The sequence below is a fragment of the Luteibacter sp. P1_D3 genome, from assembly GCF_056406135.1.
This window is the reverse complement of record NZ_JBFUAT010000006.1, coordinates 15,832-39,684: the sequence shown is the minus strand read 5'-3', so window position 1 is coordinate 39,684 and position 23,853 is coordinate 15,832. Positions and strand designations below refer to the sequence as shown.

Below are 23,853 nucleotides of genomic sequence, written 5' to 3'. Positions count from 1 at the left end.
CATGCGCCACCTGATTTCCATGCTGCTACAGAACGAAGCGGGTGCTCTCGCGCGCGTTGCCGGGCTCTTCGCCTCGCGCGGCTATAACATCGAATCGCTCACCGTGGCGGCGACGCAGGATGCCGATGCATCGCGCCTTACCCTGGTAGTGTTCGGGGATGATGCGGTGGTCGAGCAGATCATCAAGCAGACAGCGAAGCTGGTCGACGTGATCGAGATCGAGGAGATCACGCGACGTGAGCATGTGGAGCGCGAACTCCTCGTCGCTCGCGTCGAGGCCAGCGCCACTGCGATCGATGCATGCCTCGCACAGTTTGGAGGACGTCTTCTCCAACGTTTCGGGGGCCAGTCCCTGGCCGAATTCACAGGACGCGCCGACGAGGTCGACGGGTTCCTCGATGCGCTCCGTGCCGTGGGTAGCATCGTCGACCACGCACGCAGTGGCATCGCGGCGATCGAGCGACCCGTTGCGATGGCCTAGCGCAACCGCGATCTCAGAAGTAACGAATCTCAAGCCCGAGGTCGCTGGAAAACGCGATATCGCCGGACAAGTCGAGATCATTGACCGGTTTGATACGTGGCCTGACGAGCAGGTACACGCTCAGGTTTTCCATCGGCACCGGCGTATCCGTGCTTCCGGCGGACGTCACGAAACCGACGGCGTAACGACCGTTGGTGATGGGGAGGTTTTCCCTGGGCGAGGTCGACGGGCCCCAGGTCTCCTGTCCGAGATCGCCGGTGCCGTTGCCCGAGCCGGTGGCATAACCCTGAACACCGTCGATCTTGGTGGACTGGGTATCGAACAGCAGGAACAGGTTGCCCGGCTTCGTGTCGTTATCGGCGTGCATATCGAATACCAGCGGGTTCGCAGAGCCGCTCCCACCGGCTTCGGTCACGACGAAGGCGAATCGCCTGGCGCTGGGGCAGTTGACCGACGTCAGGACTCGCTGCTCTTCCAGATTCGTGTACTGGGTCGGATCCGCGTTCAACGTCGCGCGGTTGATCGTGCCAAGGTTCAACGCGGCCGACCCGGTCGATACGTTGCACGCGGCGGCTGGCGTAATCGATCCCTTGACCATGAGATCGACGTTCCCCGCACTGGCGTCGGCAGAGACCGCGAGCAGGAGCGAGGCGGAAGCGAACAGATGAGGCAGACGTGTCATTGGTGTTTCCTTTACGAGGGTCGTGTAAGTCATGGGGATTCAGTAGATGATCTCGAACGTGGCCAGCCCATCCGCCCGGACTTCGTCGTGGATGGCGAGCCGGTGTCGCGGCGCAATGTAGATCTCCGCGTCCAGCGTTACACCGAGGGTACGGATGGGGAACGGCCCTGACGCCGCGCCAGGCGATCTGGCGTAACCGATACGCTCTGCGCCTTCGTGTTCGACGAGCACGGCACCGTTCGCGGGCGTCCAGGAGCGACCGCCATCGAGGRAGCGAGTCGCCTGCAGTTCGCCCTGGTCGGACGAGGCATGCAGGGCCCAGCGCAGGGCGTAGGCGCCGATGCTCTCCCCCGCAGGCGTCGTCCCGAGGCCGAACCACTGGGTATCGGTGTAAGGCGCTCCCACATCCCGCGGAATGGCCGCCGTACCGGCGCGTTCGTCGCGTGGCACGCGAAAGGCGACGAGCGTCGGCGCATCGCACAGGACCCGTAATTGGCCGCTTTGCGTCGCCTGCACCGGTGTCGATCCTCCGTGGCTGTCCAGATCGGTGGAACCGAGGCGTCCGAACGACACGTGTCGCACGACGTCCACCTGGCAACTGCCTGGTTGAACGTTTGCCTGCAGCGACAACTCCTGCGCGACATCGGCCGATGCGGCTTCGACGAGGCCGAAGAACGACCATCGCGTCGCGTCGCGCACATTCATCGCGCGCTCGTCCACTCGCGCCTGGACGTCCATCTGTGCGGTGAACAAACGGCCCTCCGCAATCTTTCCGCCCTTTAGCGGCGCCAGTCCCCGATCGGGCCGCCATGGCAGCGATGCACCGCTCCGGGTGACCGTCGGGGTCTGTCCGTCCACTTGCCCGAGCTCCACCGCCTCGCCGTCGAGTGTGCCGCCGCGTAGATGTACCGATACCCTGCCCTGTTCCGTGAAACGAAATGCCTCGGTATCGGCGGGCGCTGCGCGAAGCCGCAGCGTCATGTCGCGTGGTTCGGAACAGCTGATGGTGACCGTCACGGTGCGCGGGGCCAGAAGCCAGGTATCGCCTGCCGCGGCGACCATCGTCGCGCGACTCAGGCGGCCATAGTCGACCTGCGGTGTACTGAGCGACATCTTGCAATCCGCCGCTCGCGCGGGCGCGACCGCGACCATCCCCAGCATGCACAGGGAAAGCGTGACGACGATGCGTCGTGACCGGGGCGCGGTCATCGGCAGACTCGTCATGGCATGGCGCCCTCTTCCGCACGGCACGTCGCGTTCGCTAACTCGTAATAGGCATCGGGGTCGGGGCGTTTCGCCAGCGTGTAGGTCAGTTCACAACGCGGCAGCCCCGGCGCGCTTACCGATAGGCTCGAGTTCGTCAGCGCGTTCGGCACGAAGATCTGACCCTTCCCTTGCACCAGGCTGACCAGCTCGCCATCCTGGTCGGTGACGCTGGCGCCGCTGGGTAGGTCGCGTCCGTCGACCGTCCGGGCGCTGAGCAGTACGCGACGCGTTCGTGACACATCGAAGCGTAGCGATGTCACGGCGCCTCGCCACGGTTCGACCACGGCGGCGCCGTTGTCGACGTCGAGATGACGCGGCAGCGAATCGGTTGCAACCTCGATGTGGGTCTTCGCGAACCCCGATAGCTGGGGAAGCACGGCATAGCCTCGCGCATCCGTCCATACTGGCCCCGCAGGCGTCGAGACACGCACCCCGGCAGTATCTTCCACATTCAGCACGCCGAAGGTCTCTCGCACGGCGTAGGGCGACGCGGTAAGACCATGGCCGTGTAGCACGAGGCCCCCGCGGAGCCCGACGCCGTAGCTTCTGCTCGACGGATCCTTTGCATAGTTCGCGTCGAGCTGAACGTAACGCGGCAGCAACGACACACCGGCGGTCAGTCCGCGACGGCGGTCCACGGATTGATACTCCAGCCCGGCGCGATACGAAGCGTATTCATTGACTCGCTCGGAGAAATTGACGCTCTGGCGCAATCCGTCACCGTATCGACGCAGTGAGCTGTTCAGCCGGCGGGAGCCGCCCAGGGGAAAGCTGACATTGAGATAGATGCTGTTGTTTCGCATGCGCCGCTCCCGGCCGAGCTGCCACTCCGCCGAAAGCGACACCGAGGCCGGACCCAGGCGCTTACCCCATAACGCCAACGCACGGCTCGTCGTCCGGCGATCGAACAGGCGGGTGCGCGAGTAACCGGTGCTGAGGTTACCGACCCTGGCGTGCGACCATGACAGGCTCGCCGAGGACTGGTCGCGGTAACGGGAGCGACCCGCGCTCGCCTGCGTTCCCGCTGTGCTGTCGAGGAACTGGCGAAACCCCGGGCTTTGGCGAGTCTGGGCAACACCGAGCGACCAGCGATCGGACAGTCGTTGCGAAAACGTCAACGAGGCCTGCATCCCTGTCGCCGATTCGTGCCGCTCCCGCGCCTGCGCGCCGGTGAGGATGAGTTGCAGCTGGCTGCCGGTCCTCGCCTGGTAGCCGATACCACCACCGACGGCCCGGTAGTTTGCGGCCAGCATGGCGCCACCGCTGAGGGACACCGTCGACCGAACGGCGCCGCTCCAGCCTCCGCTGACAACCCAAGGCGCTTCACCGCCGGTGTTACGCGTCCGCCCCACGGCGAACGCGTAACCGGCCACGGGCGCCATGGAACCGATCAGGGCGGAGGTCACGACAAAGTGCTGCAACGCACCGCCTTCGCCCGTCACCGTGACATCCAGGTCGGCGGAACGATTAATGCGGGGAATCCTGCTCAGCGAGAACGGACCGGCTGGCACCACGGTCGAATAGACCAGCACGCCATCCTGCCGCACCTCGACACGCGAAGGGCTCTGCGCAATGCCTTCCACGAGGCCCGCCGAGCCCTGGTTCACCAGGGCCTGCTCGCTCATGACCTGTACGCCGGTGATCTGCGCGCCGGACAGGACCGGATTCATCAGGTTGATCTGGCCCGCCTGCAACACGGCGCGGTAATCGGCGAACGAACGCTGGGCATAGCTGTCGAGCACATCGGTACGGTGACGGCCATCGCTGACCGTCGACACCTGGCGACTGCGTACCACCCAGTCGCCCGCGTTGAATCCGAGTTCCGTGTTGGCTGAGCCGTAGCGGGTACCACCCGACCGGCTACGACTGGCCAGCCCGACAATCTCGTAGTTGGCTACGGCGGCGACACCGCCATGCGCATAGCCGGAGATGTCCCGACGCTCGGCACGCAAGGCCTCGGTGGGCACGAGCAGCGATACGGTCGCCTTGCCGGGATCGACCTCGATCGTTGCCTGCGGATAGATCGACCGCAGGGCAACGCACGCAAGATCCTTCTCCGCCACGTCGACCTCCGCGAACGCCAGCAGGTCGCGATCGATACACAGGTCGCCGTCCGTGTCGAAGCGTGCCGTGACGCGCCCCATCGCTTTCCCGTTGACGTGCAGGGAAACGACGTGCYGTCCGGCAGTGAAACGTGGCGCGTCCCGGAAGTAGGCGGCCAGCTTCGGATCGATACCTCGCAGCTTCAACATGTTCTCATCGAACTCGATAACATCCGTAACGCGCGCATCGACCAGACACGGCGTGCAGGACAACGGCAAGAGCGCAAGGCGCAGGTGGGTGCCGCGAAAGCGGCGCCCTTTGAGGGACGAACGCACAGGCACACCCCGTCTTGCGTCAGCGAGCGACGGAGCTCAGCGAGGCGTCGTAGGCGTCCACGGCGAAGCCGTAGACCGTGGCGGGATACAGACGTACCGACGTCGCGGCCCGAGCGGCCTCGGGAAGACCGACTGCATGACGCGCGCCGGGCAGCACGTAGGTCGTGGGAATCCRGACGGATGTCATCATCGGCAGGAGGTGGATTTCCTGCCCCATGCGTACGACGTACGGCGTATCGTTCGTCACCACCAGCTCGCCCTGGAGGATCGCCCACGTCAGTCCCTTCCAGGGTTCGCGATGCGGAGCCAGTCCTTTCGGATGAAGGATCACCGGAAGATTCTGCCGGATGGTCACGGCGACGGTGGCACGCCCGGGCTCCAGCTTGTTCTTCGGCGGTAGCCCCTCGAAGAGCACGCGCTTGAGGCGCTGCGTCTTCAAGGGCTCCGCATTACGCAGGATGAAACGAACGAGCTGGCTCGCGCCTGGCTCGACGCGCGACACCGGCGGCGTGACGAACAACAGGGGCTCGGTATCTTCGGCGATGTCCTGGAGCGTCACGTGCAGAAGCGAGGGCTTTGCATCGCTGTTCCTTACGCTGACGGCGGCCTCGCCCTTATCTTCGTAGACCATGATCACCGACGTTTCCGGAACCATGCCATCCGCGAGCGAGGGCATCGCCGGCAGCATGCCGAACAGCGACGCGATGAAACGCAGGCGCGCCGTGCTTTTCCGATGAAGGCCGATCCTGCTCGCGTCCATGCTCAGTAGAAAATCTCGATCGTGGCCTGGCCAGCGAGTGCGACTTCTTCGTCGATCACCGGGTCCTTCGCCAGAACCGCTGCGATCTTCAACGGCACCGTCAGCGTCTTCAGCTTCGCGGGCTCGGTCGCCGCCTGCGCGTCCGCAAAGGCGAAGGCCTCGCCGTCGTGATCGAACGGAACCGTGCCCGTTACCGCCGACGCCCATAGCTTGCCCGCACCTTGATCGGTGGACTTCAGGACGAACCTGCTCGTGCCCATGGACGCAGCGTCGATGCTAAGCGTGAAGTAGCCGTTCGGCTTGTTGTGGCCCCCCTGCTCGTTCTGGCCGAGGCTGTAATTGGCCGGACCGGACGTCGAGACGCCCATGCCGGTGCCGTCCGTGGCTTTCAGCCGGAACTGCGCAGCCGCATGCTGGCAATCGATCTTCAGCGACGCGGTCTTTTCTTCGAGACGCAGGTCTTCGCCGGGCTTGAACTGGCTGAGATTGATCGTGCCTAACGACACATCCGACGATCCGACCATGCTCACGTCGCACACCGCGGGCGTGATGCTGCCGGTGACCTGCAGGCTGGCCGTATTGACCGCACCCGCGCCGACTGGTGCGAGCAAGGCGAAGCCTATGACCGAGAATAAAACGCGATGACGCATCTGACCGCTCCTGCATGAAGGTGGTCGAAAAGCATATCGATCGCGTCGTCGGCTCGACATAGGATCACTCCTATTTCAATCGGCGAACTACCAGACCTTATAGACCTGACCGGTCTGTTTACCTTCGACGGACCGCGAGAAAGCCATCGCGGCGCGCGCCGCACTCACCGGTTCGAAGCCACGGAAGTAGGGTGCGTACGCGTGCATCGCTTCGGTCAACACATTCGGACTGACGACATTGATGCGTATGCCACGCGGTAGCTCGATCGCCGCGGCACGCGAGAACGCTTCGACGGCGCCATTGACCGTGCTCGCCACGGCACCAGCGAGGATCGGTTGCTCGGTGAGTATCCCCGTGATGAGCGTGAACGACCCGCCATCGCGTACGTGCGGCGTACCGGCATTGACCAGGCGGATCTGGCCGAGCAGCTTGTCCTGCAATCCCTCGAGGTACTGTGCCTCGGTCAGCTCGCCGAGCGGTGCGAAGGGCACCTTACCGGCGGCGGAGATCACGGCATCCACCGGGCCGACATCGCGAAACATGGCCTCGACGCTCGCCATGTCGCGGAGGTCCACGCGCACGTCGCCGTGCGAACGACTCGCGCCGACTATCTCGTGTCGCGCACCCAGTTCCGCCGCGACCGCCTTGCCCAGGATGCCGTTGGCACCCACGATGAGGACCTTCATGTCTTGCTCCTTGGTGATTGGTAACAGGAAAGAGTACGCTCAGGCGCATGAACCGTCGTGCCGCCCTCTCGCTGCCGCCGCCCATGGCCGATACCTCGGCGCTCGGTCGTGAGCAGGACGTCCTGGGCCTGACCGACGAACCCACGATCCACTATCTCGACCATGGCTCGCGCAGCCGGCTGATCCGCTGGCATTACCATCCCGCCTACGAGCTTCACCTCATCGTTGCGACCGAGGGTACCGCGTACGTGGGCGATTACGAAGGCCGTTTCGCACCTTATACGCTGATGCTGACCGGGCCCAACGTGCCCCATAACTGGGTGACCGATTCGGGTTGCGAGCCGACCGCCCTCCGCGATCGCGTGATCCTGTTCTCGGAAGCCTTCGTGCGCCGGTGCATCGAGTTCTTTCCCGTCGCCCGCCACGTGAAATCGCTGCTGCTTGAGGAAGCGCGCTACGGCATCGAGTTCGCTCCTGAACTCGGGCGTCAACTCGAGCCGTATTTCCGCCGTGTAGCCGAGCATCCGGGCCTTCGGCGCGTGGCGAGCTTCTTCGAAATGATCGAAGCACTTTCCGAGGACCGTACACGGCGTCCTCTCAGCAGCCGTCCGTTCCAGGCCTCCGCCGATCCCAGCCAGTCGATGAAATTGCATCGTGCAGTGACGTTCATCGACCGTCACCATGCCGGCGACGTGTCGCTGAAAACGGTCGCGGATCGCCTGGGCATGTCCGAGACCGCGTTCTCGCGCTTCTTCCACCAGCACACCGGTTATCGCTTCATCGATTACGTGAACCAGACGCGCGTACAACGCGCATGCGAAAAGCTCGTGGCCTCCGCCGGGTCCATCACGGACATCTGCTACGAGGTCGGCTTCAGCAACCTGTCGAACTTCAATCGACGTTTTCTCGCCCTCGCAGGCATGACGCCGCGCGAATATCGGATGCGTCACAGGCAACCCGCCGCCGATCTCTGATGTCGCGACGCGTCACCGGGCGCGCCCACCACCGCGCGCCGCACGGCTTCCATACGTACTTTATTGCCCACCCAGTACATTGCTGCATAGCAGCATTCGCGGCGCCGTAGCGAGCGTTTCTTGGCTTCCTCAAAGGGGGTTTCTGCAAAATAGTACGCATCTTCACCGGAAAACGACGAGACACGTATTGGTGGTCATCGTGCCCTTGAATCTATAAACGGACATCCATTCGGTGCGCCGCAAAGGGAGGCACGATGAGCGATGACCGGAACAGCCTTGGAAGAGGTGCCGTCTCCGCCCTGTTCGCGATGTGGCTGGGAACGGCAGGCGTCGCCCATGCCGATACCACACTCACCATCGGCACGGTGAACAACGCGGACATGGTGCGCATGCAGGCCCTGTCCTCCGAGTACGAGAAGACCCATCCGGGAGTTCACCTCAATTGGGTGGTTCTCGAGGAGAACACCCTGCGGCAACGCCTGACCACGGACATTGCCACCCACGGCGGCCAGTTCGACGTCATCACCATCGGCGCTTACGAGGCACCGCTGTGGGGCGCGCAGAAGTGGCTCAAGCCGCTGGACAACCTGCCTGCCGACTACGACGTCAACGACATCTTCAAGAACGTGCGCGAGCAGCTCACGGTGGATAACCACCTTTACGCCGTACCGTTCTACGCCGAGGCCAGCATCACCTACTTCCGCACGGACCTGTTCGCCAGGGCGAACCTGACCATGCCTGCCGAGCCCACCTGGGACCAGATCCGCGGCTTCGCGCAGAAGCTCCACGATCCCGACCACGGCGTTTACGGCATCTGCCTTCGCGGCAAGGCCGGCTGGGGCGAGAACATGGCCTTGCTCGGCACCGTCGTGAACAGTTATGGCGGCCGCTGGTTCGACGAGCAGTGGCACCCGCAGATCGATACGCCGGAGTGGCACAAGGCCGTCAATTTCTATGTGGATCTGCTCGGCCACTACGGCCCGCCCGGCCCCTCGGACAACGGCTTCAACGAGAACCTCGCCCTGTTCGCCTCAGGCAAATGCGCCATGTGGGTCGACGCGAGCGTCGGCGGCGGCACCGTCACCGATCCGAAGGAAAGCAAGGTGGTCGGCAACGTGGGCTTCGCCCGCTCTCCGCATGAAGTGACCGACCGGGGTTCCTCCTGGTTGTGGGTCTGGTCGCTGGCCATCCCGGACAGCACGAAACAGCCGGACGCCGCGCGTGACTTCATTCTCTGGGCCACGTCCAAGCCTTACCTGAAGTTGGTCGCCGACAAGTACGGCGCACAAGCCACGCCACCCGGCACGCGCGAGTCGACCTATGCCAACGCGGCGTACATGAGCGCCGCGCCGTTTGCCAAGGTCACCTACGACTCCCTCAAGGCGGTCGACCCGTCGCACCCCACGCTGAAGCCCGTGCCCTACAAAGGCATCCAGATCGTCTCGATCCCCGAGTTCCAGGCCGTCGCTACCCTGGTCGGTCGTGAAATCGCGGGGGCACTGGCCGGACGCGGCAACGTGGATCAACTGCTGCACACCGCCGATGCCGCCGTGAGCCGCACCATGAAACGGGCGGGCTATTACGACCAGAAGCCGGTCATCTCGAAGGAGCCGCCGAAATGAGCGCGCGTATCCGTAAACGCCCGGAGCGGCTGCTCGCCCAGCCCGCAATCATCATGCTGCTGGTATGGATGATCGTACCGCTGGCGATGACGCTGTACTTCTCCACGCAGTACTACAACCTGCTTTATCCGGGTAAGAGCGCCTTCGTCGGGCTGGAGAATTTTGCCTACTTCTTCACCTACCCGAGTTTCTGGACCTCGGTACTCAACACCATCATCCTGGTGGGCAGCGTGCTCGTGGTCACGGTCGTCGGTGGTGTCCTGGTCAGCGTGCTGGTGGACGAGACCTTCCCGGGCCAGGGCATCGTGCGGATGCTGCTGATATCCCCTTTCTTCATCATGCCGACCGTCGCGGCGCTGGTATGGAAGAACCTGTTGATGAATCCCGTCTCCGGCTTCCTGGCCTGGGTGTGGAAACTGTTCGGTGCCACGCCGGTGAACTGGTTTGCCGACTGGCCGCTGTTCTCGATCATCACCGTGGTGTCGTGGGAATGGCTGCCGTTTGCCATCCTCATTTTTGTCACCGCGCTGCAGTCGCTCGACCGCGAGCAGATGGAGGCAGCCCGCATGGATGGCGCACGCGGCTTCGCTATCTTCCGCTACCTCACCCTGCCACACCTCGCGCGACCGATCGCCGTGGTCGTGATGGTCGAGGCGATCTTCCTGCTCAACATCTTCGCCGAGATCTTCGTCACGACGAACGGCGGTCCGGGTGACGCGACGACCAACGTGCCCTATCTGGTCTATACGCAGGCCTTGCTCGAGTTCGACGTCGGTGCCGCATCGGCGGGTGGCCTGGTGGCCGTGGTGCTTGCCAACATCATGGCGGTGTTCCTCATCCGCCTGATCGGCAAGTCGCTGACCGAGAAGACGTAAGGAGATACGACATGGCCAACCGCAAACGCAATCACGTCGCCCGCACGCTCCGGATCGCCGCTTCATGGATCGTCGCCATCGTCGTCTTCTTCCCGATCCTGTGGATGCTGCTGACCAGCTTCAAGTCGGAACTCGACGCCTTCAGCATGCCGCCACATTTCTTCTTCACACCCACGCTGGAGAACTACGAGCAGATCCTCGCGCGTGCGAACTACCTGCATTACGCGTGGAACTCCATCGTTACCGCAGGCGGCGCGACCATCCTCGGCATGATCGTCGCCGTACCTGCCGCCTATGCCTTTGCCTACCACCCGACACTGAAGACCAAGAACATCCTGCTTTGGATGCTCTCGACCAAGATGCTGCCGAGCGTAGGCGTGCTGGTGCCGATCTACCTGATCTGCCGCGACCTCAACATGCTTGATTCGAAGACCGCGCTGATCATCATCTTCGCCCTGATCAACCTGCCGATCATGGTCTGGATGATCTACACCTATTTTCGCGACATTCCCTACGACATCCTCGAAGCGGCGCGCATGGACGGCGCAAGCACGGGCCAGACGATGTTCCGTGTGCTGATCCCGGTCAGCCGTGGCGGACTGGCCTCCACCGCGCTGCTCTGCCTGATCCTGTCGTGGAACGAGGCGTTCTGGTCGCTCAACCTCACGACCGCCAGTGCTGCGCCACTTACCGCGCTGGCGGCCTCGTTCTCCAGTCCCGAAGGCCTGTTCTGGGCGAAGTTGTCTGCCGTGTCGACCCTGGCCTGTGCGCCGATCCTGGTGCTTGGCTGGCTGTCGCAGCGTCAGCTCGTTCGTGGCCTCACCTTCGGCGCAGTCAAATAGGAGTCACTCATGTCCCGTCTGGAAATCCGCTCGCTGCGCAAGTCGTTCGAGGGTGTCGACGTCATCAAGGGCATCGACCTGGTGGTAGAGGATCGCGAGTTCTGTGTGTTCCTCGGCCCCTCCGGTTGCGGTAAGTCCACCACCCTGCGATTGATCGCTGGCCTCGAAGAGGCCGACGAGGGGCAGATCCTCCTCGACAAGGACGACATCACCGACCGCGCCGTGGATAAGCGCGACCTGGCCATGGTGTTCCAGAGTTACGCGCTGTATCCGCACATGACCGTGCGCGAGAACATGTCGTTCGCGCTGCGTCTGGCGAAGATGGACCAACGTGCGATCGACGAGAAGGTCGGCCGCGCGACGAAGATCCTGGCGCTGGAACCCTACCTCGATCGCAAACCCTCCGCGCTGTCGGGTGGCCAACGGCAGCGCGTGGCGATCGGTCGCGCCATCACGCGCGAGCCACGCGTTTTCCTGTTCGACGAACCCCTGTCCAACCTCGATGCCGCGCTACGTGCGGCGACCCGCCTGGAGATCGCGCGCCTGCACCAGGAACTCAACGCGACGATGATCTACGTCACGCACGATCAAGTCGAAGCGATGACCCTGGCCGATCGCATCGCCATCTTCAACGAAGGCCGCATCGCCCAGATCGGCAAGCCGATGGAGCTCTACCACCGGCCCGTCAACAAGTTCGTCGCCGGCTTCCTCGGCATGCCGCAGATGAACTTCTTTGAAGGCACGGTCGACGGTGAAAGTATCCGCCTGGGTAACGGCAACAGCGTGAGCATCCCGGGCGCCGCTTCCTTGAGCGGCCAAGTCACCATCGGTATTCGCCCTGAACACCTGCGTGTATGCGACGGCGACGGCACGGGAGAAACGGTCAACGGCAAGCTCGCCGTCGTCGAGCGCCTTGGCAGTGAGACGTATGCCTACGTGGACGTTCCGCAGGTGGGATCGATCACGGTGCGCGCCGACGGCGATTTCGAACGCCGCGCCGGCCGCGATATCTGCATTCGCCTCGACCTGACGCACGCCCATGTGTTCGATGCCTCCGGCACCGCCATCCATCATCCCTGAGGCCGCCTCATGCCCGTCCCCCTCGGTAACGACACACTCGACCGCCTTCCCCGCGGCGTCGACGCACCCCCCTTCGATCGCACGACGATCACCGCCGGCATCGCGCACATCGGTGTCGGTGCATTTCATCGCGCGCACCTGGCCATGTACACGAACCATGTCCTTGCCGATGCCGACATGCGCGACTGGGGCATCCTGGGCATCAACCTGCTCGAGCACGATCGCCCCCTGGCGGACGCTTTGAAAGCCCAGGACGGTCTGTACTCGGTCAGCGAGTTCGATCCGCGCGGAGAACGACAGACCCATGTCGTCGGCGCGATGGTGGAGTACCTGTATGCACCCGACGAGGGTGATGCCGTGGTCGCGCGCCTGGCCGATCCTTCCATCCGCATCGTCTCGCTGACGATCACCGAAGGGGGTTATCTCATCGACGAACACGGTACCTTCCGTCTCGACGACGAGACGGTGGCGCACGACCTGGCGCATGCGGACGCACCGAAGGGCGTCTTCGGCTTCATCGTCGGCGCCCTGGATGAACGTCGCAAGGCGGGCGTGGCGCCATTCACCGTGATGTCCTGCGACAACCTCCGGCACAACGGCTCTCAGGCGAAGAAGGCGGTGCTGGCCTTCGCATCGGCGCGGTCAGCCGAGCTGGCGGCGTGGATCGACAGGGAAGTGGATTTTCCGAACGGCATGGTCGATCGCATCACGCCAGCGACGACGCCCGCCGTGCGTGACCAGCTCAATGCGGCCACCGGTCTCGACGACAAGGCGCCGGTGGTTTGCGAAGACTTCATCCAATGGGTTCTCGAAGACAGGTTCCGCCATGGCCGGCCGGCCTGGGAGCGGCATGGCGTGCAGACCGTCGACGATGTGTCGCCTTATGAGGATGCCAAGATCCGGCTGCTCAATGGCTCGCACCAGATGCTCTCGTATCCGGCCTTCCTGTCGGGCCATCGCCAGGTCGACGTGGCGGTGAGGGATCCGCTGTTCAACGCCTACCTGGCCAACTTCCTCAACGAGGATGCGGGCGTCTGGCTGACGTCCCTACCCGGCATGGACCTGGACCCGTATAAGAAGAAACTGCTCGACCGCTTCAGCAATGCGTCCATCGCCGATCAGCTGGACCGCCTGTGCCTGGATGGCGGCTCGAAGATCCCGGGATTTCTCGGCCCGACCATCACCGCCTGCCTCGAGAACGGCAAAGACGCACGGCGTCTTGCCTTCCTCCTCGCCGCCTTCGATCGCTACGTCCGCGTGGGCAAGGACGACAACGGCGAGACCTACCCGTTGCGCGAGCCCAACGCCATGCGACTGGTCCAACCGTTAATCGACAGCGGCAACAAGGACACCCTGATCGAGAGCGTGGAGCTCGTTGGCCCGCTCCCGGCAAAGGACGAACGCTTCCGCAAGCAGTACGACATCTACGTCACGTCTCTGGAGCAGAGGGGCGTGCGGGCGACGCTGGAGAACCTCGATACCCTCGTCGACTAAAGGGTAACGGTATCGTCTCAGGCGCTTCACCGCCTCGATCCTAGGTTGGATGCCTTCCCCGCAGTCGAGTGGAGCTTTTGCCGATGCCTTACAACCCGAGCAACCCGCAACCGCCTTTCGCCGAGCCGGGCAAGAACCGCCCGGATAGCGAGATCCGCAAGCCCGGCAGCTACAAGCCCGAGTACGATGCGGACCCCGAACCGCCTGAGGACGATGATCCCATCGAGCCGCTCAAGCGTTGAGKTTCTTCCCCGGGCGCCGAAAGGCGCCCTTTTTTTGGCTAGACTTCCCCGCATGAGCCCCCCTCCCAAGAAGCCCCAGCCGCGACGCACGACGGCACCATCCGCGCGCAAGGTTGCCCCGCCCAAGCCCGTCGCCCGGCCGGCCGATGCCTCGACCACGGCCGAGCGCGTCCTCGCATTCCTTCTGAAGGGGCTGCCGCCCGAGCGGCGCGAGAAGATCCACGCCTATCTGGTGCTCACGCGCATGGATCGCCCGATCGGCGCCTTGCTGCTGCTGTGGCCGACTTGGTGGGCGCTGTGGCTGGCGGCCAAGGATTTCCCGCCGATCGGCTCACTGATCATCTTCACCCTCGGCGTGTTCGCCATGCGCTCGGCCGGGTGCGCGATCAACGACTACGCCGACCGCAAGCTCGATCCCCAGGTGGCACGCACGGCCGGACGGCCAATCGCCAGCGGGCGGGTGACGCCGCGGGAAGCGCTTTACGTGTTCGCCGGCCTGCTGGTGTTCTCCTTCCTGCTGGTCCTGCTCACCAACCGGCTGACCATCCTGCTGTCCTTCGGCGGCGCGGCGCTGGCGGCGATCTATCCGTTCTGCAAGCGGTACACCAACCTGCCGCAGGTCGTCCTCGGGGCCGCCTTCGGCTGGTCCATCCCGATGGCTTTCGCAGCGGTGACCGATAGCGTGCCGCCGGTAGCGTGGCTGCTTTTCATCGGCAACATCCTGTGGTCGGTGATCTACGACACCGAATACGCCATGGTCGATCGCGAGGAAGACATCAAGGCAGGTGCGAAGTCCACCGCGATCCTTTTCGCCGACGCCGACCTGGTCATCATCGGCATCCTGATGGGTACCTTCCTCGTCACCATGTTGCTCGTCGGCTCACGCTCGGCGCTCGGCTGGCCTTACTGGCTCGGCCTGGCGGCCACGGCCTGCCTGTTCGCCTACCAGCAATGGCTGATGCGTGACCGGGCGCGCGATGCCTGCCTGCGCGCCTTCCGTCACAACAACTGGGTGGGCCTCGCCCTGTGGCTGGGCATCGTGATCGCGCTCGCCCTTTGACCACGCCGGCTCTGTGACCGTCGTCTCGTCCCGAGCGCTTCCATGGCGATTTATCACGATTGAAACCGCACGGTCATGCGAGGTGAGTCGATCCGTCATGACTAACGCATAAGTTCCTACGGGTTGCGTTGCCCCTTCCCCGGAGCTTTATCCCGTCATGCGTACCAAGCCACTTTGCCACGCCCTGCGCGCGGCGATAGCCACCGCTTTGCTCGTCGCCACCGCCGTCCACGCCGACGACGCTCCCCCGCAAAAGAAGACGACCGACCTCGACAACGTCGTGGTCACGGCCCGATCGGGCGTCGAGACGCGCACCAAGGCCGAAACCAGCTACTCCATCACCACCATCGACGAGGACCGGCTGCGCATGCAGGCGCCGACCAGCGTCACCGAGGCGGTGAAGTCGGTGCCCGGCTTTTGGGTCGAATCCTCCGGTGGCGAAGCCTCGGGGAATATCCGTGCGCGCGGCATCCCGGTGGATGGTTACGGCTCGGTCACCCTGCTCGAAGACGGTATCCCGGTGCAGCATGATCCAGCGCTCGGCTATCTCAACGCCGACCAGGCCTTCCGTCTCGACGAAACCATCGAGCGCGTCGAGGTCGTCCGCGGCGGTCCCTCGTCGATTTTCTATTCGAACGCGCCTGCCGGCGCGATCAACTTCATCCCGCGCCAGGCCGGCGACACACCCGAAGGCCTGATCAAGTACACCGTGGGCAACTATTCGTTGAACCGCCTCGACTTCTGGTACGGCACGCCGATCGGCGGCGGCTGGAAACTCGGCGTCGGCGGCTTCTGGCGCATCGACGACGGCCAGCGCAATCCGGGCTATCGCGCCAACGACGGCGGCCAGCTGCGTGCCACCTTGTCGAAGAAGCTCGACGGCGGCGACATCAGCTTCGACGTGAAGCACCTCGACGACAAGGTGGCCCTCTACCTGGGCATTCCCATGCGGACGAACGCCAGCGGCGACATTCGCGCGGTGCCGGGCTTCAACGGCAACTACGGCACCCTGGCCGGTCCGGAGACCGAGCACCTGCAGATGCGCGAAGGCGACGGTAGCCTCTACAACTTCGACAACAGCGAAGGCACGCACGTCAAGCGTACGCAGGTCTCCTTCAAGTTCAACCACGATCTCGGCGACGACTGGAAGCTGGCCGAGTCCATGCGCTACAACACCACGGATACGCAGCGTAACGGCGTGTTCCCCAATGCCCTGCAGAGTGCATCGTCGTTCATCGCGCAGGACAGCAAGCGCCTGTCGCTCATTCCCGGGGCGACGGCGCTGCAGTTCCGTTACGTCGACAACCCGGGTCAGGTATTCAACACCGCCAACCAGAACGGCAACGGCCTCGTCCTCACCGATGGCCTGCGCGGCGTGACCATGCCCGTGAACGAGTTCATCAACGACACGCGCGTGCTTCGCCAGTTCGAGTTCGGCGAGCAGACGCATGACGTCACCTTTGGTTATTACCACGCCAACTTCCAGCAGGATTTCGACCGTTATTCGTCCACGGTCCTCACCGACGTCGAAGATAATGCGCGCCCGATCGACCTGGTCGGCGTCGACCGGAATGGCAACGTTGTCGGATCGCTCACCGATCATGGCGTCTATCGTTACGGCTACGAATGGGAACATGCCAGCGGCAAGTCGAATACCAACGCGGCGTATGTCTCCGATGAGTGGACCATCACTCCGGAACTGCGCATCGACGGCGGCCTGCGCTACGAGCGGGTGAACGTCCAGGGCTATACCGAGGGCAAGCAGACCGTGGACCTCGGTGGTTCACCCGCGGCGGCGACGGTACTTACCGGCAATGGCGTATTCACCCACTACGACCAGACGTTCTCCAAGACTGGCTGGACGCTCGGCGCCAACTGGCAGTTCTCGCCGCGCCAGGGCTTGTTCGCGCGCTGGACTTCGGCCTTCCGCCTGCCCAACCTCAGCACGTACATCACCAGCCCGACGGCGACGCCGTTGTTGCAGACGATGGACCTTGYGGAGACCGGCTTGAAGTACAGCGACCGCTTCATGGACCTGTATGCCACGGCGTTCTACACGAAGTACGACAACGTCAGCTTCACTAACAACGTCTTCGACCGTAATGGCAACACGTCGACGCCGCAAACCGGTTTCGCCAGCACCAAGACCTACGGTCTCGAGCTCGAAGGCACGCTGTATCCGACGAAGTGGTTCGACGTGCAGTTCAATGCGACGCTGCAGGACCCGAAGTACAAGGGCCTGTCGTATACCGATAACGTCAACAACGGACCGGTGCTGCGCGATTACGACGACAACCAGCTGATCCGCGTACCGAAGGTGAGCTATCGCGTAGTGCCCGGCGTCAACCTTCTTGAAGGCAAGCTGCGCCTGCAAATGTCGTATGAGCACGAGGGCAAGCGCTTCGTCGATACCGCCAACTCCGTCGTGCTTCCGTCGTACCACGTCGTCGGCGCCAGCGCTCGCTACGATGCCACGCCGGAGCTGTCGCTCTATCTCTACGCGGACAACCTGTTCAACTCGCTCGGCCTGACCGAGGGCAACCCGCGCGCTGGCGAACTGGCCAGCTCCGATGCCGGCGCCAACACCTTCATCGCGCGCCCGCTGCTGGGTCGCTCGTTCCGCGCCGCCGTGATGTACCGCTTCTGATGCGCTCGCTGATCGCCCTGCTGCTGGCCTGCTTCGCCGCCTCCGTCGCGGCGGAGCGGGCCCCCGATCTCGTGCTTCGCGGCGCGCTGACGGGCAAGGACCAGCACACCTATCGCGAAGTGCCATTCGACGTACCGAAGGGGACGACGCGGATCACCATCGACGTGGACTACACCGGTCGCGACGAGAAGACCACGATCGATCTTGGCCTGCTCGGGCCGACAGGCTTCACCGGCCAGGATGGCTTCCGTGGCTGGAGTGGCGGCAGCAAGCGTCGTTTCACGGTGTCCGCGACCGATGCCACCGCCTCGTTTCTTCCCGGTGCGATCGAAACCGGCAAGTGGCGTCTGCTGCTGGGCATCCCCAATATCCGCCCGGCGTCCACCGCCACGTTCACGGCGCAGGTGTGGTTGTCGCACGACGACGAGGGCTTCGGTCCGGAGCATGGCCTTTCCGCCGCGTTGAATCCGCAGGCCCGCTGGTATCGCGGCGACCTGCACATGCACACGGCGCACAGCGATGGCGGCTGTCCGAATGCGTCGGGCACGAAGAAGGTTCCGTGCCCGTTGTTCCTCACCGTCGCGTCTGCGGCAAAGCGTGGCCTCGACTTCATCGCCATCTCCGAGCACAACACGATGTCGCAGGTGTCGGAGATGCGCGAGCTCCAGCCGTACTTCGACACCATGCTGATGATCCCGGCCCGCGAGATCACGACCTTCGAAGGCCATGCGAACCTGTTCGGCGTGTCGCGGCCGCTCGACTTTCGCGTCGGCAGCGCCAGCGTTCCCGATTGGAACGCCTTGCTTGCCGATGTTGGCCGGGCGCACGGGCTGATCTCGATCAACCACCCGCGGCGGCCCAACGACGAGACCTGCATGGGTTGCGGCTTCACGCCGCACGACGTCGTGGACATGCATGGCTTCCAGGCTATCGAAGCGGTCAACGGCGGCGACGCAACGCGCCCGGACAGCGGCATTCCGTTCTGGGAGGTCCAACTCAATGCCGGCCTGCGTATCACTGCGATCGGCGGCAGCGACAGCCACGACGGCAGCGATGCGCCACGTGATCAGTTCGCGGGGCGTATCGGATCACCCACGACGGTCGTCCACGCGAAGGACTTGTCGATGGAAAGCATTCTCGACGGCATTCGCGCGGGTCATGTCTTCATCGATGTCGAAGGCACGCATGATCGCTCGCTGGATGTCCAGGCGACGACCGGCGCGACGACGGCGGCGATGGGCGATGCGCTGACTCTCCCCGCAGGCGCCTCAGTGCACGTACTCGTACGGACGACGGCCCTCGGCAGGCAATACCTGCGCGTCACCGACAATGGCAAGCCGGTCGACCTGGAAGGTCGCAACGTCATTCCTTCGAACGGAGAGGTCACCTTCGACTGGTCGAGTGATGGCAAGCCACATTGGTTACGCGTCGATGTGCGTTCGCCGGAGGGCAAGCTGCTGGTCCTCGGCAACCCTGTCTACATCAATCACTAACGGCCGCCGGGCAGCGGCGTGCGCGCCAACGCCCAGACGTCGACGCGCTCGACGCCGGCAGCGACGAGCGCCTTGGTACATTCGGCCAACGTGGCACCCGTGGTCATGACGTCGTCGACGATGGCGACATGTTTCTGCGCCGGCACACGGCGGACGGCGAAGGCGCCTCGCACATTGCCGACGCGTGCCGCGGCGTCGAGCTCCGATTGCGCGTCGGTTTTTCGTGCGCGAAAGAGCACGTTACTCGCGATGGGAATGCGATAACGACACGCCAGCGGCCGAGCGAGTTCGAGCGCCTGGTTGTAGCCGCGCGAGCGCAGGCGACCCGGGTGCAGCGGCACCGGCAGGAGCAACTCAGGTAACGACGGCGGCGGCCCCTCGTTCATCCACGCATCCGACAGCACGCGGCCCGCGGCGAGACTGCCGGCGAACTTGAAGCGCGTTTCGAGGGCATCCAGCGGCCAGGCGTATTCGAACGGCACCCACAGGTCCGACCAGGGCCGCGATTCGACCTGACAGCGGTCGCATTCGGGGACCGGCGACGGCAGCGGAACGGCGCAACGTCCACAGCAGGAAAGATTGCGCGGCAGAGAGGTATAACAGGCGCGGCAGAGTTCACGCGTCTCGAATCCCTGGTCGGCACAGACGAGGCATCGCGGTGGCAGGACGAACCGGCCAGCCGCCGCGAACCATCGAGTCAGTCGGGACGCATCCATGCGTCGCTCCGTGCGATCAGTAGCGGCGGCGGTAGAGCGCCGCATCGACGATGGACCACAGGTGGATGATCCAGCCGAGCCAGATGACCCAGAGCACCGCGGCCATCACGAACATGATCAGCGCCTTGAACACACGGCCCTGCACCAGCTGACCAAGGCCGGGAATGAAGAAACTGCAGATCGCGGCAAGCACGTTGCCGCTGCTGCCCTGTCCGTCGCTCATGTGCAACCCTCCAGTGGGAACGACTTCATAGTAAGCGAGTCGTCGAGGACGCGCCGTAAGGCGTTGACCATCCGTTAAGGTTGGGAGGACCTTTCCTTTGCTGGAAAGAGCCCTTTCACGACAGCAAGAAAGGCTGTCAGGACGTTCACCGTGCACCCCGTCGTTATCGCGATGAGCACGCTGGCATCGAGTGCCGACTTATCCGTCACGAGATGCGTTATCGCCTGAACCCCGACGATGATGATCCAAAAGACGATGCATCCGCCCGCCAGTGCGTAAGCTCTCTTGGCGTATCGCTTTCGCAGCTTGATATTGCTGTTCGCATTGCGAAGCTCCGCATCGAGTCCGGCCATGACGGCCGAGTGTTTCTCACTTTCCTGTTCGCGGCATTCCCGCTGAAATGCCGCTTCGCTCTCAGCAAACCGCCCGAACTCGTTCACCTTGCCTTTGCCCTCGGCGGCAGCGCCAATATCGCTGTCGCGATTCATCAGGAAGCCGCTTTTGCAGGAGGACGGAAATAGCTCGCGATCAGCTCGTACGCAATCGGAGGATTTCCCCGCGAGAAGCCGCTCGCACGAGCGGCCGCAAGCGTTTTGGCCCAGGGCCCCTGCGAGATATGAGACATTGCCGCGAGTTGCCCTGCTGTCTTCTCTTTGTACATACTCCAGACGGCATCCAAGAAGCTGTTCACATCCTCGTCGGAGGGAGACGGTACCGGGATGATGGGGACGCCTTTGTTGCGAAAGTACACGGCGGGGTCGTCGATGGGAGCAGCGAGACCCTCGATCGTTCGTGCACCGAATCGGGCGAACTCACGAAAAACGGTGGGATAGACGGGACCAAAGTCCCAGGCCTCAGGCTCTTCCTCGATCAGCCGCCGGTTACGCAGGGCATGTGAGTGCGCTTCGGCGAGATACAGCAATCTATGCATTTGCATGCTGGACAGCAGCACGGCGTCCCTTCTCCCGCGCTCAAGGAAGGCATTGGCGATGGAGAGCGATGAATAGGCCGACATGGGTTCTCCTATGGCGCAAAAACACGCGCGCGTGACAGCGCGAGACTTACTCGAAAGACGAGTCCCGAAGGCTGATTGTTTCGTGGCGAAACTCTATGGAGGTGAGCGTTTGCTCGCAATGGCGTGCAGCCTTGTGTAGCAGTAGAGGATTCTCTGCTCGAGATGTAGGCGGCATCCAGGTGCGACCTAATACCTTGATTAGATAACCGGATTGTCGCCGTCGACCACCACATGAACGCCGTAAGACGAAGGCGTCGTGTCTGTGGCGTGCTCGGCCAAATGTTGCTTCGAGGTCGCCTTAGGGAAGCGTGCGCCACGAAATAGCTCAGGCGCTTGGCGTTGACTGTAAACTCGGAAGTGCATACCAAGGTTGACAGTGAGCCGACCCCCGCCGACACTGCGCGCCTTCGCCACGGGAACCCACCATGACCGCAGCCATCCGCCACGACTGGTCCCGCGAGGAGGTCGAGCACCTCTTCGCCCTGCCCTTCAACGATCTGCTTTTCCAGGCGCAGATCGTGCACCGCGAGTACCACGACCCCAATGCGGTCCAGGTGTCGACCCTCCTTTCCATCAAGACGGGCGGTTGTCCCGAGGACTGCGCCTACTGTCCGCAGGCGGCCCGCTACAGCACCGGCGTCAAGGCCGAGAAGCTGATGAGCGTGGAAGCCGTGCTTGCCAGGGCCCAGGCCGCGAAGGACGCCGGCGCCAGCCGCTTCTGCATGGGCGCCGCGTGGCGCTCGCCGAAGGACCGTGACGTGGTCAAGGTGGCTGAGATCGTCGCCGCCGTGAAGGGCCTCGGGCTGCAGACCTGCGCCACGCTGGGCATGCTGTCCCAGCCGCAGGCCGACACGCTCAAGGCGGCCGGACTCGACTTCTACAACCACAACCTGGATACGGCGCCGGACTACTACGGCGAGATCATCCACACGCGCGAGTTCCAGGATCGCCTCGACACGCTCGACCACGTGCGCCAGGCCGGCCTGAAGACCTGCTGCGGCGGCATTGTCGGCATGGGCGAGTCGCGCGCGCAGCGCGCCGGCCTGCTGACCACGCTGGCCAACCTTCCCGAGCATCCGGAGTCCGTGCCGATCAATCGCCTGGTCCAGGTCGCCGGCACGCCGCTGGCCGGTACGGAGGCACTGGACCCGTTCGAGTTCGTGCGCAGCATCGCGGTGGCCCGCATCGTCATGCCGGCCTCGGTCGTGCGCCTTTCCGCCGGCCGCGAGTCGATGGACGACGCCTTGCAGGCACTGTGCTTCGCCGCCGGCGCCAACTCGATTTTCTACGGCGAGAAGCTGCTCACCACCGGCAACCCCGATGTGGAGCACGATCGCCGCCTGTTCGAGCGCCTCGGCCTCAAGCCGATGGAAGTCGAGATCGAGCCGGGCACGGTCCACGCGGACATCGTCGAACGCGCCGACGCGGCGTGAGCCGGCCGGACCTCCGTGCCCGCGTGGAAGCTGCGCGGGCACAGCGCGAGCGGGAGGGCCTGTTGCGTCGTGCGCGCGCCTGCGAGGTGACGGCAGATGGCCGTCGCCTCGTCGACGGGCGCGTGCTGATCGATTTCTGCGGTAACGATTACCTCGGTCTGGCACGGCACCCCGACTTGGTCGCCGCGCTGACGCGTGCTGCCGCTGTCGAAGGTGTCGGCACGGGCGCCGCGCATCTGGTGTCCGGCCATCGAGGCGAGCACGCCGCGCTCGAGGACGAGCTGGCGGACTGGACGGGCCGGCAGCGCGCCGTGCTGTTTTCCACGGGGGTGATGGCCAACCTCGGCGCGTTGCAGGCCCTGCTCGGCGCCGGCAGCCTTCCCGGCCGCGGCGAGGCCCTGTGCGTACAGGACCGCCTCAACCACGCCAGTCTTATCGACGGCGCCCAACTGGCTGGCGCCGAGCTCCGTCGCTATCCCCACGGCGACGCCGAGGCGGCGGCGCGTCAGCTCGCGGCCCGACCCGACCATGCCGCCCTGCTGGCCACCGATGGCGTCTTCAGCATGGATGGCGACATCGCGCCGCTTGCCGATCTGGCGGCGCTCTGCCGTGACCGTCACGCCCTTTTCTATGTCGACGACGCGCACGGCCTGGGCGTGATGGGCCCCCACGGCGCGGGCAGCGTCGCGGCGGCCGGCCTCGATGCCCGTCAGGTGCCGGTGCTGATGGGCACGCTGGGCAAGGCGCTCGGCACGGCAGGCGCCTTCGTCGCAGGCGACAACGACCTGATCGAAGCCATCGTCCAGTTTGCGCGGCCCTACGTCTATACGACGGCGATGCCGGCGGCCCTCGCCGCGGCGACACGCGCCTCGCTGCGACTGGTGCGCGCCGACACCGACGGACGCCGGGAGCGGCTTGGGGCACACATCGCCCGGTTCCGCGCGGGTGCGAAGCAGCTCGGGCTTCCCGTGCTGGACTCGTCGACCGCCATCCAGCCGCTGCTCGTCGGTTCGACCGAGGCCGCCATGACCGCGTCGCGCGCCCTGGAAGCCGCCGGCTTCCTCGTGGTCGCTATCCGGCCGCCCACGGTCCCGCAGGGCGCCGCCCGGTTGCGGATCACCCTTTCGGCGGCCCACTCGTTCGACCAGATCGATGCGCTCCTGGAGGCGCTTGGCGCCCTCCCCGGCCTCGGCGGGACCGCCGCCGTATAATGGGCGGCCGCGTCCCTTCCCC

General features: G+C 64.4%; 23 protein-coding genes. 13 read left to right on the top strand and 10 right to left on the bottom strand.

Features of this window, described 5'->3' with window-relative positions; translation table 11 throughout:
• The first annotated feature begins 1 nt into the window (after position 1).
• Positions 2-481, top strand: a complete 480-nt coding sequence (gene ilvN / locus AC1DYM_RS06035) for an acetolactate synthase small subunit (RefSeq protein ID WP_477336942.1) — start codon at positions 2-4, stop codon at positions 479-481.
• Between the two features lie 13 nt (positions 482-494).
• Here the strand turns inward: ilvN and AC1DYM_RS06030 are convergent, their stop codons facing one another.
• The 6 genes from AC1DYM_RS06030 to AC1DYM_RS06005 all read right to left on the bottom strand — a co-directional run bounded on the left by AC1DYM_RS06030 (position 495) and on the right by AC1DYM_RS06005 (position 6,904).
• On the bottom strand, positions 495-1,163 hold the full coding sequence (locus AC1DYM_RS06030; protein ID WP_477336940.1) for a DUF1120 domain-containing protein: 669 nt from the start codon (positions 1,161-1,163) through the stop codon (positions 495-497).
• 39 nt (positions 1,164-1,202) lie between these two features.
• Positions 1,203-2,387, bottom strand: a complete 1,185-nt coding sequence (locus tag AC1DYM_RS06025) for a DUF1120 domain-containing protein (RefSeq protein WP_477336938.1) — start codon at positions 2,385-2,387, stop codon at positions 1,203-1,205.
• Positions 2,384-4,807, bottom strand: coding sequence for a fimbria/pilus outer membrane usher protein (locus AC1DYM_RS06020; protein WP_477336936.1), 2,424 nt, complete (start codon positions 4,805-4,807; stop codon positions 2,384-2,386). Before AC1DYM_RS06020 ends, AC1DYM_RS06025 begins: the two co-directional genes overlap by 4 nt.
• A 19-nt stretch (positions 4,808-4,826) precedes the next feature.
• Positions 4,827-5,567: a fimbria/pilus chaperone family protein gene (locus AC1DYM_RS06015; protein ID WP_477336934.1), complete on the bottom strand. Its 741-nt coding sequence runs from the start codon at positions 5,565-5,567 to the stop codon at positions 4,827-4,829.
• A gap of 2 nt (positions 5,568-5,569) precedes the next feature.
• Positions 5,570-6,217: a DUF1120 domain-containing protein gene (locus AC1DYM_RS06010; RefSeq protein ID WP_477336932.1), complete on the bottom strand. Its 648-nt coding sequence runs from the start codon at positions 6,215-6,217 to the stop codon at positions 5,570-5,572.
• 87 nt (positions 6,218-6,304) lie between these two features.
• The gene (locus AC1DYM_RS06005; RefSeq protein WP_477336930.1) at positions 6,305-6,904 is read right to left on the bottom strand and encodes a short chain dehydrogenase; all 600 of its coding nucleotides are present in this window, start codon (positions 6,902-6,904) and stop codon (positions 6,305-6,307) included.
• A gap of 47 nt (positions 6,905-6,951) precedes the next feature.
• Between AC1DYM_RS06005 and AC1DYM_RS06000 the strand changes: the two genes are divergently transcribed.
• The 10 genes from AC1DYM_RS06000 to AC1DYM_RS05955 all read left to right on the top strand — a co-directional run bounded on the left by AC1DYM_RS06000 (position 6,952) and on the right by AC1DYM_RS05955 (position 19,233).
• Positions 6,952-7,878: an AraC family transcriptional regulator gene (locus tag AC1DYM_RS06000; protein WP_477336928.1), complete on the top strand. Its 927-nt coding sequence runs from the start codon at positions 6,952-6,954 to the stop codon at positions 7,876-7,878.
• 254 nt (positions 7,879-8,132) lie between these two features.
• On the top strand, positions 8,133-9,500 hold the full coding sequence (locus AC1DYM_RS05995; RefSeq protein WP_477336926.1) for an ABC transporter substrate-binding protein: 1,368 nt from the start codon (positions 8,133-8,135) through the stop codon (positions 9,498-9,500).
• A complete protein-coding gene (locus tag AC1DYM_RS05990; RefSeq protein ID WP_477336924.1) occupies positions 9,497-10,375 on the top strand; it encodes a carbohydrate ABC transporter permease in 879 nt (292 codons plus the stop codon). Before AC1DYM_RS05995 ends, AC1DYM_RS05990 begins: the two co-directional genes overlap by 4 nt.
• An 11-nt stretch (positions 10,376-10,386) precedes the next feature.
• Positions 10,387-11,217: a carbohydrate ABC transporter permease gene (locus AC1DYM_RS05985; RefSeq protein WP_477336922.1), complete on the top strand. Its 831-nt coding sequence runs from the start codon at positions 10,387-10,389 to the stop codon at positions 11,215-11,217.
• Between the two features lie 9 nt (positions 11,218-11,226).
• Positions 11,227-12,297, top strand: a complete 1,071-nt coding sequence (locus tag AC1DYM_RS05980; RefSeq protein WP_477336920.1) for an ABC transporter ATP-binding protein — start codon at positions 11,227-11,229, stop codon at positions 12,295-12,297.
• A 9-nt stretch (positions 12,298-12,306) separates the two neighbouring features.
• Positions 12,307-13,791 carry a mannitol dehydrogenase family protein gene (locus AC1DYM_RS05975; RefSeq protein WP_477336918.1) on the top strand — a complete coding sequence of 495 codons (1,485 nt, stop codon included), beginning with the start codon at positions 12,307-12,309 and terminating at the stop codon, positions 13,789-13,791.
• 83 nt (positions 13,792-13,874) lie between these two features.
• Positions 13,875-14,033, top strand: a complete 159-nt coding sequence (locus tag AC1DYM_RS05970) for a hypothetical protein (RefSeq protein ID WP_477336916.1) — start codon at positions 13,875-13,877, stop codon at positions 14,031-14,033.
• Positions 14,034-14,085: 52 nt separating this feature from the next.
• Positions 14,086-15,093 carry a 4-hydroxybenzoate octaprenyltransferase gene (ubiA, locus tag AC1DYM_RS05965; protein WP_477336914.1) on the top strand — a complete coding sequence of 336 codons (1,008 nt, stop codon included), beginning with the start codon at positions 14,086-14,088 and terminating at the stop codon, positions 15,091-15,093.
• 157 nt (positions 15,094-15,250) lie between these two features.
• Positions 15,251-17,740 carry a TonB-dependent receptor gene (locus AC1DYM_RS05960; RefSeq protein WP_477336912.1) on the top strand — a complete coding sequence of 830 codons (2,490 nt, stop codon included), beginning with the start codon at positions 15,251-15,253 and terminating at the stop codon, positions 17,738-17,740.
• Positions 17,740-19,233 carry a CehA/McbA family metallohydrolase gene (locus AC1DYM_RS05955; RefSeq protein ID WP_477336910.1) on the top strand — a complete coding sequence of 498 codons (1,494 nt, stop codon included), beginning with the start codon at positions 17,740-17,742 and terminating at the stop codon, positions 19,231-19,233. Before AC1DYM_RS05960 ends, AC1DYM_RS05955 begins: the two co-directional genes overlap by 1 nt.
• Here the strand turns inward: AC1DYM_RS05955 and AC1DYM_RS05950 are convergent.
• The 4 genes from AC1DYM_RS05950 to AC1DYM_RS05935 all read right to left on the bottom strand — a co-directional run bounded on the left by AC1DYM_RS05950 (position 19,230) and on the right by AC1DYM_RS05935 (position 21,187).
• Positions 19,230-19,949, bottom strand: a complete 720-nt coding sequence (locus tag AC1DYM_RS05950) for a ComF family protein (protein WP_477336908.1) — start codon at positions 19,947-19,949, stop codon at positions 19,230-19,232. The genes AC1DYM_RS05955 and AC1DYM_RS05950 overlap by 4 nt on opposite strands.
• A gap of 16 nt (positions 19,950-19,965) precedes the next feature.
• The gene (locus AC1DYM_RS05945) at positions 19,966-20,172 is read right to left on the bottom strand and encodes a hypothetical protein (RefSeq protein WP_159892876.1); all 207 of its coding nucleotides are present in this window, start codon (positions 20,170-20,172) and stop codon (positions 19,966-19,968) included.
• 74 nt (positions 20,173-20,246) lie between these two features.
• On the bottom strand, positions 20,247-20,660 hold the full coding sequence (locus AC1DYM_RS05940; RefSeq protein ID WP_477336905.1) for a hypothetical protein: 414 nt from the start codon (positions 20,658-20,660) through the stop codon (positions 20,247-20,249).
• The gene (locus AC1DYM_RS05935) at positions 20,660-21,187 is read right to left on the bottom strand and encodes a Panacea domain-containing protein (protein WP_477336903.1); all 528 of its coding nucleotides are present in this window, start codon (positions 21,185-21,187) and stop codon (positions 20,660-20,662) included. The genes AC1DYM_RS05940 and AC1DYM_RS05935 overlap by 1 nt, the downstream gene beginning before the upstream one ends.
• Before the next feature lie 425 nt (positions 21,188-21,612).
• On the opposite strand from AC1DYM_RS05935, the gene bioB reads away from it, so the two are divergent.
• Positions 21,613-22,620 carry a biotin synthase BioB gene (gene bioB, locus AC1DYM_RS05930; protein WP_477336901.1) on the top strand — a complete coding sequence of 336 codons (1,008 nt, stop codon included), beginning with the start codon at positions 21,613-21,615 and terminating at the stop codon, positions 22,618-22,620.
• Entirely contained in the window at positions 22,617-23,831 is a 1,215-nt protein-coding gene (bioF, locus tag AC1DYM_RS05925; RefSeq protein WP_477336899.1) for an 8-amino-7-oxononanoate synthase, read from the top strand. The genes bioB and bioF overlap by 4 nt, the downstream gene beginning before the upstream one ends.
• The last annotated feature ends 22 nt before the right edge of the window (positions 23,832-23,853 follow it).